The organism is Porphyromonas loveana (assembly GCF_003096695.1).
GTDB lineage: Bacteria > Bacteroidota > Bacteroidia > Bacteroidales > Porphyromonadaceae > Porphyromonas > Porphyromonas loveana.
In genome coordinates this window covers 226459-239587 of sequence record NZ_QEKY01000001.1, presented here as the reverse complement: position 1 = coordinate 239587, position 13129 = coordinate 226459, and the positions used below count along the sequence as shown (strand labels likewise).

The 13129-nt window shown below is 51.2% G+C and carries 13 protein-coding genes; 8 read left to right on the top strand and 5 right to left on the bottom strand.

What is annotated here, in order from left to right; translation table 11 throughout:
- Nucleotides 1-191: 191 nt before the first annotated feature.
- Entirely contained in the window at nucleotides 192-671 is a 480-nt protein-coding gene (locus C7382_RS00985) for a Dps family protein (protein ID WP_116678446.1), read from the bottom strand.
- Nucleotides 672-910: 239 nt separating this feature from the next.
- Between C7382_RS00985 and C7382_RS00980 the strand changes: the two genes are divergently transcribed.
- Nucleotides 911-1117 (top strand): hypothetical protein, encoded by a 207-nt coding sequence (locus C7382_RS00980; protein ID WP_133241523.1) that lies wholly within the window; start codon nucleotides 911-913, stop codon nucleotides 1115-1117.
- Nucleotides 1118-1186: 69 nt separating this feature from the next.
- On the opposite strand, the gene C7382_RS00975 is transcribed toward C7382_RS00980, so the two are convergent.
- From C7382_RS00975 to C7382_RS00960, 4 genes are read right to left on the bottom strand one after another with little or no spacing between them, the layout of a single operon-like run.
- Nucleotides 1187-2524 (bottom strand): MATE family efflux transporter, encoded by a 1338-nt coding sequence (locus C7382_RS00975; RefSeq protein ID WP_116678444.1) that lies wholly within the window; start codon nucleotides 2522-2524, stop codon nucleotides 1187-1189.
- 4 nt (nucleotides 2525-2528) lie between these two features.
- Entirely contained in the window at nucleotides 2529-3017 is a 489-nt protein-coding gene (locus C7382_RS00970; protein ID WP_116678443.1) for a low molecular weight protein-tyrosine-phosphatase, read from the bottom strand.
- Nucleotides 3018-3033: 16 nt separating this feature from the next.
- Nucleotides 3034-5241 carry a heavy metal translocating P-type ATPase gene (locus C7382_RS00965; RefSeq protein WP_116678442.1) on the bottom strand — a complete coding sequence of 736 codons (2208 nt, stop codon included), beginning with the start codon at nucleotides 5239-5241 and terminating at the stop codon, nucleotides 3034-3036.
- A gap of 33 nt (nucleotides 5242-5274) precedes the next feature.
- Nucleotides 5275-5484, bottom strand: coding sequence for a heavy-metal-associated domain-containing protein (locus C7382_RS00960; protein WP_243405614.1), 210 nt, complete (start codon nucleotides 5482-5484; stop codon nucleotides 5275-5277).
- A 519-nt stretch (nucleotides 5485-6003) separates the two neighbouring features.
- Between C7382_RS00960 and C7382_RS00955 the strand changes: the two genes are divergently transcribed.
- From C7382_RS00955 to C7382_RS00925, 7 genes are all read left to right on the top strand, one after another.
- On the top strand, nucleotides 6004-6696 hold the full coding sequence (locus C7382_RS00955) for a succinate dehydrogenase/fumarate reductase cytochrome b subunit (RefSeq protein ID WP_116678440.1): 693 nt from the start codon (nucleotides 6004-6006) through the stop codon (nucleotides 6694-6696).
- Between the two features lie 33 nt (nucleotides 6697-6729).
- Nucleotides 6730-8673 (top strand): fumarate reductase/succinate dehydrogenase flavoprotein subunit, encoded by a 1944-nt coding sequence (locus C7382_RS00950; RefSeq protein ID WP_116678439.1) that lies wholly within the window; start codon nucleotides 6730-6732, stop codon nucleotides 8671-8673.
- 29 nt (nucleotides 8674-8702) lie between these two features.
- Entirely contained in the window at nucleotides 8703-9458 is a 756-nt protein-coding gene (locus C7382_RS00945) for a succinate dehydrogenase/fumarate reductase iron-sulfur subunit (protein WP_116678438.1), read from the top strand.
- 232 nt (nucleotides 9459-9690) lie between these two features.
- Nucleotides 9691-10095 carry a methylmalonyl-CoA epimerase gene (gene mce, locus C7382_RS00940; protein WP_116678437.1) on the top strand — a complete coding sequence of 135 codons (405 nt, stop codon included), beginning with the start codon at nucleotides 9691-9693 and terminating at the stop codon, nucleotides 10093-10095.
- A 108-nt stretch (nucleotides 10096-10203) separates the two neighbouring features.
- Complete coding sequence (locus C7382_RS00935) at nucleotides 10204-11757, top strand: acyl-CoA carboxylase subunit beta (protein ID WP_116678436.1); 1554 nt, start codon at nucleotides 10204-10206, stop codon at nucleotides 11755-11757.
- Nucleotides 11758-11921: 164 nt separating this feature from the next.
- Nucleotides 11922-12155: a hypothetical protein gene (locus C7382_RS00930; RefSeq protein ID WP_116678435.1), complete on the top strand. Its 234-nt coding sequence runs from the start codon at nucleotides 11922-11924 to the stop codon at nucleotides 12153-12155.
- Between the two features lie 31 nt (nucleotides 12156-12186).
- Complete coding sequence (locus C7382_RS00925; protein WP_116678434.1) at nucleotides 12187-12615, top strand: acetyl-CoA carboxylase biotin carboxyl carrier protein subunit; 429 nt, start codon at nucleotides 12187-12189, stop codon at nucleotides 12613-12615.
- Nucleotides 12616-13129 lie beyond the last annotated feature (514 nt).

The following is a 13129-nucleotide window of genomic DNA, read 5'->3' as shown; positions in this document are numbered from 1 at the left end:
AACCTTTTGAATACTTTTTTTGCGCCAAAGCAACTCGAAATCATCCCAAACAAAACTACATTATAATAATGATCGCGCGCGCGATGAACAGCCAATTTTTTTTGGAGCAATCACAAAAAAAGAGACTGAAGCAACCGAAAGCATCGACGCTGCAGTCTCTTTGAGGAAAGTGCTATAAGGGAAAAGATTGGCTATTTAGCAGCATATGCGGAAAGCATCCAGACGAGTTTTTCTTGTTCTGAGAGGAAGCCGATCATCAAATCTGCCGTCACTTCGTCAGAAGTTTCGCCGGCAGCATTCGCAATGGCACGTTCTTTTGCCATGAGCAACTGCAGAGTCTCCGTCACATTGGCAAGAGTTTCCTCTGGCGAGAACAATTCGTGCTGTTCCTTGATGTCTGAAACCTTGAGGTACTCACTGAAACGATTTTCGGGCTTAGCTCCGAGTTGGAGAAGACGTTCTGCCACCTCGTCAATCTTTTCGGCCATATCGTCATACATTTTTTCGAACTGCTCATGCAACACGAAGAACTGTGCACCACGAATGTTCCAGTGAAAACCGCGGAGATTAGAATAATAAACTTGCATATCTGCCAAGAGACCTGCCAAACCTTTCACTACGGGAGCAACATTCTGCTCATTCAAACCTGTTAATTGGAGAATCGTTTTCATCTTTTTTCTTGTTTTTAATTTGTTAGTTATTTGCTTCTGACACAAAGATACCGGCAGAGCTAACTATCAGCAACAGAGGGGGTATATAGGTGTATTGATCTTATCAATCAACACAAGACAATGGGTTGCGGCAGATGAACTTAGTCGGCTCACACGAACAAGAGCGAGAAAGAAAAAATCTACATAGCCAGGCTAAAGAGTTGGATATGCCCCAGTAAAAAAAAGCATGCTGATGCATTATGACCTCTATCCTGCGCACCCCCTCGCAAAAACACGCGCCAAAAAGAAATTATTTTGGCGCCATTTCGGAAAAATTTATGCGCCTTTTCAAAAAAGTTTTGGCGCGTGTTTTTCCGGCATTTCTGCGCCACATTCTTTTGGATTGCGGCGCAAAAATTCGAGGACGACGCTCAGACGGCGGACACACTATCGGCCTACGCCTCTGACCGGAAGGACAAATCGTTTCACACCGATCGTGCAATATAAGATATGAAGGGAGCAGCAGATCTCCGGCATCAGTGCCCTGCTCCCGTGGCCGCCCAGCTGTAAAAACGCCTGCGATACCACAGCGTTTGCATCAGACTACGCGTGAGGAGATAAAGATTGAAGGCAAGCCAAAGAGCAGCCTCGCCCATCGGCAAACGAAAAGCATAGTACACAGCAAAAAAAACGACGAAAGCAGCTGTCATAGCCGTGCGCATGGCTGCGGAAGCCGTAGCCCCCACAAAGACTCCGTCCCACAAGAAAGCGGCAAAGGATACAAGGGGCACAATCCCCGCCCATACGGCATACCGACTCGCGTGGGAGACTACCGCCTGCTTATCACTCAAGAGAGATAGAAGAGCGACAGGGAATAACAGATAAAGGATGGTAACGACAAGCGAAACAATCGTGCCGATGAAGAAAAGGCGACGGATCATCAGTCGTAAATCATCGGCCCGCCGCGCACCGACGTAGCGTCCCGTGAGTGCCTCGCCTGCGTAGGCAAAGCCATCCATAAAATAAGAGAATAGTGTAAAAAGCTGCATCAGCAAGGCATTGGCAGCGACCGTAGTTTCTCCTATGGCCGACGAAGCGGAGGTAAAAAACAGTGTGACTGCACCCAGCATGGCCGTACGAACAAAGAGATCGCCCCCTGTACGCAAATACACGCCGTAGCCCGAAGTATCGGAAAGACTGCCGAGGCGGAAGAAACGCAACACCCGCCTATAGCGGAACATGGCCACGCCGACTAACAGTGCCAGGCCTATATATTGGGCCACCACTGTGCCGGTTGCCAAACCGACCACGCCCATATCAAGTCCTTTGACGAAGTAGAAACTGAGGACAATATTGATGAGATTGGACAGGATAGCCACCCACATGGGAATGCGTGTATTCTGCATCCCGACGTACCACCCATTGAAAACATAGATCAACAAGGCTGCCGGCGCACCCCAAAGGGCAATGCGAATGTATTCGCGTGCCTCGCGTCCAATGGTCTCCTGCCCCGAGGCGAGAAGATGACCGAAGCGTTCGACCAAGGGGGCTGCGACTATTAACAAAAGTCCCGCGCCCAATGCCAACAACACCCCCCGAGCCAAATAGCGTGTGATGGCACGCACATCGCTACGGCCAAAAGCCTGAGCCGTAAAACCCGTAGTCCCCATGCGCAGGAAGGCAAAGAGCCAGAAGGCATAGTTCACTACCCCGGCAGCCACAGCGACCGCGCCGATGGAGCCGGCAGATTCCATGTGACCTGCCAACGCCACGTCCACAATGGTGAGGAGCGGGACAGTGATATTGGAGATGATATTGGGCACGGCCAATCTGAGGATGCGGCCGTCCATCTCCCTGCGGAGGGTGGTTTTCATGCTATTACTGCGGGGAAGTGGATCTCTTGGTGAGGTGATCGTACAGCCCTGTGGTACATTCTTCCAAGATGTCGAGTACCAATTCAAACCCCGATGCTCCGCCATAGTAAGGATCGGGGACGTGGTCATGCACTCCGGCGCGGCTGAAGTCCGTCATCAGGTGGATTTTAGCTGCGGCTTCATCGGTGGGTGCCAAGGCCTGCAAACGCTCACGATTGGAGAAGTCCATGCCGATGATGTAGTCGAATCGATCGAAATCGGCATACTCAATGGGGCGCGACAGGGACGTGAGGTCGTACCCCCGACGAGCAGCATGTGCCCGCATTCGGGCATCGGCCTTCTCACCTTGGTGGTGCGCGATGAGTCCTGCCGAGTCTATTATGAATCGGTCAGCTTCGCCCCGTTGCTCCACGAACGAACGGAAGACAGCCTCGGCCGACGGAGAACGGCAGATATTGCCCAGACAAACGAATAGGATTTTATGTTGCTTCATACGGTTATTATAAATGTTAGCGCAGCAAAGGTACACGCTTTGTGCGCAGACGTAAGCTATTAGCCACGACAGAGACAGAGCTAAAAGCCATGGCCGCACCCGCAATTGCGGGGCTGAGGAGGAAGCCGTTGAGCGGAAAGAGCAAACCCGCAGCGATGGGGATGGCTATCAAGTTGTAGCACATAGCCCAGAAGAGATTGCCCTTCACCGTGCGACGTGTAGCACGCGAAAGCTCATAGGCAGCAGGCAGGAGACGCAGATCGGAACGCATGAGCGTGATCCCTGCCACCTCCATGGCGATGTGACTGCCATCGCCCATAGCCACGCTCACGTCGGCCATGCTCAGCGCTTCGGAGTCGTTCACCCCATCGCCAACCATCGCCACATGATGCCCTTGGGATCGTAGCATCCGAATATAGTCTGCCTTGTCGGACGGCATCATGCCTCCGCGGTACTCTTCCAGCCCCAATTTGCGTGCCAATGACTCAGCAGCCTCGGGGCGGTCGCCCGTGAGCATAACAGTGCGGACCTTATGACGACGCAACTGCTCCAAGACTTCGGCAGCTTGGGGCTGCAATTCATCGGTAACGCAGAAGCGCCCCAACATCTTGTCGCCACAGGCAAAAAAGAGAACGGCGGCATCGTCCGGCGGAGCCGATACACTGCTCGGAACTGTTGCTCCTGACTCTGCGACAAAAGCGGCACTGCCTACGTTGTAAACTGACCCTTCGTATGTGAATGATATCCCCCGGCCCGCATAATTCTGCACATCAGACAGCTCCACCGTGCTGCCGTCCCCGACAAATGCACGGCATACAGCAGCAGCCAGAGGATGGGTGCTGAGGATCTCGGCCGAGTAGAGCAACCGCCTCAATGCGGGCATCTCCCCGTCAGGAACGAACCAGTGAGTCTGCGTCACCTGTGGCTTGCCCTCGGTGAGTGTACCCGTCTTATCCAAAATGACCGTGTCGATAGCTGCAAAGCGCTCCAAAGCCTCGGCATTGCGCACGAGTATGCCATTGCAAGCTGCCCGACCAATGCCTACCACCAAGGCAGTGGGAGTGGCCAAGCCCAACGCACACGGGCAGGCTATCACCAGAACAGAAATGGCACAGAAAAGGCCATAGATGCCGGCGTCTTCGCCTCCCGCGAGTCTCCATATTACATAGGTAAGGATGGCCAATGCGATGACGATGGGGACGAATATGCCCGCAATCTTATCTGCGAGGCGCTGAATGGGAGCTTTGCTCGCCTGTGCTTCGCGCACAGTACGAATGATGCGTCCCAGCACTGTATCGCTACCCACGTGGGTAGCCTGCACGGTGAGGACTCCGGATCCGTTGATGGTGCCGGAGAAAACGGCCGATCCGGTTTCTTTTTCTCGCGGAAGTGGCTCGCCGCTTATCATGCTTTCCTGAACAGAACTGCTGCCTTCGGTGACCACGCCATCCACCGGCACCTGTTCGCCGGGACGCACCCGCACAAGATCGCCGGCTATAAGAGCCGTGACAGGCATCACCACCTCTTTTCCTCCTCGGACTACCAACGCTTCAGCAGGTTGCAGGCGCATCAGTTCGCGAATGGCTTGTCCGGTGTTCCTGCCGGCGCGTTTCTCCATCAATTTACCCAAAAGGACAAAGGCAATAATCATGGCGGAAGCATCGAAATAGAGGTGCAAGGCCATGCCCACCGGCCCCTCACGAAAGAAAAATAGGACTACCACGCTGTAGAAAAAGGAGATCGTAGTGCTGAGCGATACCAGGGTATCCATCGAGAACACGCCATGACGGAGCTGACGCAAAGCCGAAAGATGAAACGCCCTTCCGGCCCATATATAAGCGGGAAGAGCTATGAGCATCATCAGATAGGGCATGGCTGCAAAATGCGGAACGACCATCAGAAACATGAGGGCGACGGAAGAGGCCCAAGCCATGACCGTGTCCCGCTTCATCCGGAGCAGCTCTGTCGCTTCCATGGCGTCGCGTAGGCGGAGCTGATCGGCCTCAGAATCCTCTACAATCAGATCAAAACCGATGCCCCGAACAGCTCTGCGCAGTACATCCACCGCCTCTGGACTATCTTGAATGGAGACAGAGAGCATATTCTCGGCCAACTGCACATGGGCATCGTCCACCCCATCTACTTTGGAAGCTACCTGCTCTACGGCATGGGCACAACCGGCACAGCGCATCCCAACGACAGGAAAACGTTTTTGCTCTTTCATGACATTAACTTACGGGTTAGAAATAAATCCTGTTCAGAGACTGCATTCGAAACCTGCCGCTCGCACAGCATCGGCCACCGATGCAGGAGATGCTATTGCAGGATCGTACTCAATGGTGAGACTATGAGACTCCAAAGAGACAAATGCCGTACTAACGCCCGAAATGGAGAGGGCCGCTTTTTCCACCGTGGCGGCACAACCGCCACACATCATCCCTTCGACTGAAAAGCTTTTTGATTCCATCTTTGATATGCTTTTGTAGATCTTGTTTTTGAAGTGGCACACAGAAAGCTCTGCTTTATGCACCATATTTTCAAAAGGAACAGCAGCCAAGTTGCTAAAGTTCGCCAACTATGGTCTTACAAGCATAGCATTAAGATGCTGCAAGAGAACGACAAGTGCTTTGTCTCGGCAGACACAGAGAAAAAATACGGGCGGTACAGCACCTAACAAAGGGCTAAACAAGTCTCTCGAAATGCTAAGAAACAGAAACCATAACGAACTGTAAACAAATGCATTAGACCATCAAAAAGAAAAAAAATAAGAGCGGATTACATCACCATGATTAGGGATATAAAATGACGATATCGGATGGCTTTTTCACTATATCTCGTGATTATGTATTTTTTTCCGTTATCTTTGTTGCCCTAAGGGCTGAACGTCTGTAAATAAACAAGAACGAAGTCAAAAAAACGCTTGTGAGCGGAATGATTTGCTAAAGGGAAAGAAACAATAACTCAATAACTTAATCGGTAAAAAACTATGTGGTTACTTAAATCCTCGATTGGCCGTAAAGTGGTGATGAGTGTCACCGGACTGGCGCTAATCCTGTTTTTGACGTTTCACATGTCCATGAACCTCGTGGCGATCTTCTCGACTGAGGGCTACAACATGATATGTGAATTTCTTGGAGCCAATTGGTATGCCTTGGTTGCATCTATTGGCTTGGCTGCACTGATGGTCTTGCACATCGTGTATGCTTTTGTGCTCAACGTGCAGAACCTCCGCGCTCGCGGTTCTGACCGTTATGCCATGACGGGTAAGCCTCAAGGAGTAGAATGGAGCTCGCAGAACATGCTTGTTCTCGGAATCATTGTCCTGCTCGGTATCGGTCTGCACCTGTTCAACTTCTGGGCAAAGATGCAGTTGGCAGAAATCTGCCACACGGACGTAAGTGTATATGGCATCGAAGGCTTTGATCATCCTGCCAAGGGTGCGGAACTGATCCGTTACACCTTCAGTCAACCGCTCTTCCTGGTGCTCTACGCTGTATGGCTGGTGGCATTGTGGTTCCACCTGACGCACGGTTTCTGGAGTGCACTACAGACATTGGGATGGAGCAATACCATTTGGATGAAGCGTATCAAAACGATCTCCAACGTGGCGTCCACAATTCTGGTAGGCGGTTTCGTTTTGGTTATGATCGTATTTGCGTGTCAAGCATTTATCGGTTAATGTTAATACCTTCTAATTCTAAAGCATTGCACAATGGCTACAATAAATTCCAAAATCCCTGCCGGCCCGCTGAAAGACAAGTGGACCAATTATAAGGATCATCAGAAGTTGGTGAACCCCGCAAACAAGCGTCGCCTCGACATCATCGTAGTCGGAACCGGTCTGGCTGGAGCATCGGCTGCCGCTTCTTTCGGCGAGATGGGTTTCAACGTACTCAACTTCTGTATTCAGGACTCTCCCCGTCGCGCACACTCGATCGCTGCACAGGGAGGTATCAATGCCGCTAAGAACTATCAGAACGACGGCGACTCTGTGTACCGTCTCTTCTACGATACTATCAAGGGTGGAGACTATCGTGCCCGTGAAGCTAACGTATATCGTCTGGCAGAAGTATCCAACGCAATCATCGACCAGTGCGTAGCTCAAGGAGTACCCTTTGCTCGCGAATATGGCGGTCTCTTGGACAACCGTTCATTCGGTGGTGCACAGGTATCTCGTACGTTCTATGCTCGCGGACAGACGGGGCAGCAGTTGCTCCTCGGTGCCTACTCGGCCCTGTCACGTCAAGTAGGATTGGGCAAGGTGAAGCTCTACACTCGTCACGAGATGTTGGACGTTGTCCTCGTGGAAGGACGTGCTCGCGGTATCATCGCTCGCAACTTGGTTACAGGTAAGATCGAACGCTTTGCTGCTCATGCCGTTGTAATCGCTACCGGCGGATACGGCAACGCCTTCTTCCTCTCTACCAACGCCATGGCATCTAACGGCTCAGCCGCATGGCAGTGCTACAAGAAGGGCGCTTACTTCGCCAATCCTTGTATGGCTCAGATCCACCCCACTTGCATCCCCGTTCACGGAGACTACCAGTCTAAGCTGACTCTTATGTCCGAGTCGCTCCGTAACGACGGCCGAATCTGGGTACCCAAGGATATAGAGGATGCCAAGCGTCTACAACGTGGAGAAATCAAGGGCAAGGATATACCCGAAGAAAAGCGCGACTACTATCTGGAGCGTCGCTATCCGGCATTCGGAAACTTGGTACCTCGCGACGTGGCCAGCCGTGCTGCCAAAGAGCGTTGCGACGCCGGCTTCGGTGTGAACAATACCGGTCTGGCTGTATTCCTCGATTTCAGTGATGCCATCAATCGCCTCGGCAGGAACGTAGTAGAACAGAAGTATGGCAACCTCTTCCAGATGTATGAAAAGATTGCCGATGAGAACCCATACGAGGCTCCGATGATGATCTATCCCGCCATCCACTACACGATGGGAGGTCTCTGGGTGGACTACGAACTGATGACCTCTATCCCGGGTCTCTTCGCTATCGGAGAAGCCAACTTCTCAGACCACGGTGCCAACCGTCTCGGAGCATCTGCTTTGATGCAGGGTCTTGCTGACGGTTACTTCGTTATTCCTTACACGATGCAGAACTATCTGGCCGATCAAATTCAGGTGCCACGCTTCAGCACGGATCTTCCTGAGTTCGAAGCTGCTGAGAAAGCCATCCAAGACCGCATCAACCGCATCATGAACGTCAAGGGACAGAAGTCTGTGGATGACCTCCACAAAGAACTGGGACATATCATGTGGGACAACGTGGGTATGGGACGCGACAAAGCAGGTCTCGAAGAAGCCATTGTCAAGTTGGATGCCCTCAAGAAAGAGTTCTGGAAGAATGTATATGTACCCGGAGAAGGCAACGACCTAAACATAGAATTGGAGAAAGCGCTTCGTTTGGCCGACTTCATCGAGATCGGTTCGCTCATGGCACATGACGCATTGGATCGCGAAGAGAGTTGCGGCGGACACTTCCGTATCGAACATCAGACCGAAGAAGGCGAAGCCAAGCGTGACGACGACAAGTTTGCTTACGTTTCTTGTTGGGAATATCAGGGAGAGGACAAGGCTCCGACCATGTACAAAGAAGACTTGGTATACGAAGAGACTGTCCGCGCTCAACGCAACTATAAGAACTAATAATGCCTACCCGCTAAAACAGAATCACAATGGATAAGAATATCAATATATCGGTTAAGGTTTGGCGTCAGAAGGGACCACGCGAAAAAGGTCACTTCGAAACTTACCAATTGCAGAACATTTCGCAAAGCGCCTCTTTCCTTGAAATGATGGACATCCTCAACGAACAGCTCATCATGGAGCACAAAGCTCCCGTAGCGTTCGACCACGACTGTCGCGAGGGTATCTGCGGTATGTGTTCGCTCTACATCAACGGTCATCCTCACGGACCCGACGACAGCATTACCACTTGTCAGCTCCATATGCGTCGCTTCAACGATGGCGACACGATCACCATTGAGCCGTGGCGTTCGGCCGGTTTCCCTGTCATTCGTGATTTGATGGTAGACCGCTCTGCCTATGACAAGATTATCCAAGCCGGTGGATTCGTCTCCGTGAATACGGGCGGTATTCCCGATGCCAATGCCATCCCCATCTCCAAGAAGAATGCGGACGAAGCGATGGACGCTGCCGCTTGTATCGGCTGTGGTGCATGCGCTGCTGCTTGTAAGAACGGATCGGCCATGCTCTTCGTCTCTGCCAAGGTGAGCCAGCTCGCGCTCCTGCCTCAAGGACGCATCGAAGCAGCTCGCCGTGCGAAGGCAATGGTAGCCAAGATGGACGAACTTGGATTTGGGAACTGTACCAACACACGTGCTTGTGAAATGGAATGTCCCAAGAACGTGTCAGTAAGTCACATTGCCCGACTCAACAGGGAGTATATCGTAGCCAAATGTCGCGACTAATTTCCCGTCAATCCTAATATACAAGGGCCGTACCGAGAGCATTATCTTCTCGTGTACGGCCCTTGTTGCTTCCGCCCTTACTATGTCCATTTACGAATGGATGGAGATTTCCTCTCAAGACAAAGGAAATAGATAATCGGCTAATCAAGAATAATTTCTACATTTGCGAAAATACTATCATTAGTATTTTCAATAAGTGAAAAGTCAATCCAACAACAAAATTCAAAAATCAATGAATCTGTCACACATCGAACACCTCGGCATCGCAGTCAAAAGCATCGAGGAGGCGCTCCCCTACTATGAGAATGTATTGGGACTGAAGTGTTATAACATCGAAGAAGTTGCCGACCAGAAGGTGCGCACGGCTTTCATGATGGTAGGCCAGACAAAGTTAGAGCTATTGGAGCCGACTTCGGACGAAAGCCCCATAGCTAAGTTCATCGAGAAGCGTGGCGAAGGCATTCATCACATCGCCTTCTGCGTGGAGGACACCAACGAAGCTTTGGCCGAAGTTGCCGCCAAGGGCGTCAAGTTGATAGATGAAAAAGCGCGCAAAGGTGCGGAGGGGCTCAACATTGCGTTCCTGCACCCAAAAAGCACGATGGGTGTTCTCACCGAATTATGTGATCACAAATAAGAATATCTGCACTGCACAGAGCCCGAAGCAGTACGAGCAATCGCACTACTCGCATAGCCTTGCGCATGTCGATCAAAATAATAACCTAAACTTTTAGAGAAAGAGAATATGAGTTTTCAACTGGAAAGAGTAAAAGAGCTGATCCAACTACGCGAACAAGCACGTCTTGTTGGTGGAGAGAAGAGAATTGCAGCCCAGCACGAAAAGGGCAAGTACACAGCCCGTGAGCGTATCGCCATGCTCTTGGACGAAGGCAGCTTTGAAGAACTGGATATGTTCGTTAAGCACCGCTGTACCAACTTTGGTATTGACAAGACGCAATTCCTCGGTGACGGTGTCGTAGTAGGTAGCGGAACGATCGAAGGCCGTCTGGTCTATGTCTTCGCTCAGGACTTCACTGTATTTGGTGGTGCCCTATCCGAAATGCTTGCCTCCAAGATCTGTAAGGTAATGGAACTGGCCATGCGTATGGGAGCTCCCGTTATCGGCATGAACGACTCAGGTGGCGCACGTATCCAAGAAGGAGTGAATGCCTTGAAGGGATACGGCGAAATCTTTGAAAACAACATCCTTGCCTCCGGTGTGGTACCACAGATCTCTGCCATCTTCGGTCCCTGTGCCGGTGGCGCTGTGTACTCTCCTGCACTGACAGACTTCACCATCATGTCTCGCGGCACCAGCTATATGTTCCTCACGGGACCGAAGGTGGTGAAAACCGTAACCGGAGAAGACGTTACACAAGAGCAGCTCGGAGGAGCCGATGTACACGCCACAAAGAGCGGCGTGGCACACTTTGCAGTCAATAACGAAGAAGACGGTATCCGTCTGATCCGTCACTTGCTCAGCTTCCTCCCCCAGAACAATTTGGAAGAAGCTCCCTGTGTAGAATGTACCGACCCCGTAGATCGTGTAGAAGACGCCCTGAACGAAATCATCCCCGACGAAGCCAATCGTCCGTACGATATGTACGAAGTCATCGGCCACATCGTGGACCACGGTGAATTCTTGGAAGTTCATCGCGACTTTGCACGCAATATCATCGTCGGCTTTGCACGCTTCAACGGACAGAGCGTAGGTATCGTAGCCAACCAACCGCAAGTAATGGCCGGCTGTCTCGACTCCAATGCCTCACGCAAAGCAGCCCGCTTCATCCGCTTCTGCGACGCCTTCAATATCCCCTTAGTTACGCTCGTGGACGTGCCGGGCTTCTTACCGGGTACCGGTCAGGAGTACAACGGTGTCATCACGCACGGAGCCAAGTTGCTCTACGCCTATGGCGAGGCCACTGTACCCAAGGTAGCAGTGACGCTGCGTAAGTCTTACGGTGGTGCCTACATCGTGATGAGTTCTAAGCACCTGCGCAGCGACCTCAACTATGCATGGCCTTCGGCCGAGATCGCCGTTATGGGACCGAGCGGAGCCGTGGAAGTAATCTTCGCCAAGGAAGTAGCCGCTGCCGAGAATCCTCAGCAAGCAGCTTTGGAGAAGGAAGAAGAATATCGTCAGGCTTTCGCCAATCCGTACAATGCCGCTTCTTATGGCTATATGGACGACGTGATCGAGCCACGCAATACACGCTTCCGCATCATCCGCGCCCTTGAGCAGCTTCGCACCAAGAAGCAGACAATCCCTGCTAAGAAACACGACAACCTGCCTCTCTAATCTTCTCTGAAGAGGAAAAGGAGGCTCCTCTTCACAGTAGCATCCGGGTTACGGCTCACGCTCCCTAAGAGCATCACTCACAACGGAGAGCAAGCCACCCGGAAGGCTTCGGGGAGAGACCTCACGATAGAAAGGTATATGCTCACAGGCAAACCAGATAAGCAATGAAAGAAAAAGATAAGAAAGCAGCCCCCGCCAAGAAAGCAAAGGCTGCAGCCCCCAAGGCCGGCAAAGCTCGCAACGGAGCTGTAACAGAGGAAGTGTATGCCGCTATCGCCATGGCTCTCTATCAAGAGGCTTACGAGGCGCATGACACCACACCGATGAAGCTGACGATCAATCGTCGCCAGTCAGGATGGGCGCTCAAGTCCCTCTTGATCCGTCAGCTTCCGAAATAACTTCATTCACTCACTAATGCTTAGTAAAACAATGAAAGAATACAAGTATAAAATCAACGGTAACGAATACAAGGTAGCCATCAACAGCATCGAAGATGGCATAGCCGACATCAAAGTGAACAATACCGCTTACAAGGTAGAGATCGTTGCCGAGAAGAAGAAAGCAGCCAAGCCTGCCATCAAGCGACCTGCCGTCGCTCCTGCACCTGCTGCCGCAGCAGCCCCCGTTGCCCCTGCCGGAGGTAAAGAGACTGGTGTCAAATCACCATTGCCAGGCGTTATCATCGACGTATGTGTGAAGGTCGGTGACGAAGTTCAGGTAGGACAGAAGGTAGCCGTGCTCGAAGCCATGAAGATGGAAAACAGCATCAATGCCGACAGAGCCGGTAAGGTCGTAGCCATCAAGGCTAACAAGGGCGATTCCATCCTCGAAGGTGCCGACATCATCCTGATAGGCTAAGGTCTCACAGCGCATAAACAATCCCGAAGGGCCGTGTCATACTGATATTATGACACGGCCTTTTTGTATGTGTTCGAACCTGAGTGCTCTGCCCATACAATTGGACAAAACCAACGAAATCATGCTTAAGGAAGCCCCTTGAAAAAGGAGGAGATGATGGAAATATAGTTCTATCTATCCATACCAAGGGTTGGTGCACATTCCACTCAAATCCAGATTCTTGCTCTCAAAGTTTACATTGAAAGTGCCATAACATCCTACTGTGAAGAAATTTTTCGCCCGTTGCTCAAGCAAAACGAGCTCCCTGAGTTATCGGCAATATGTCAATTCTCGACAAAGAGCTAAAAAACCATTTTTTGAGTCACTGTTCGTCGACAAAGAGTCGAAAAATGATTTTTTCGCCAAAAAATCGTCGACAAAGAGCCGAAAAATCGTTTTTTGAGTCTTTGTCGACGGTTTTTTGGTTGAAAAACGGTTTTTCTGCGTTTTGTTCGCAGTTTTTCAACAGAAAAAT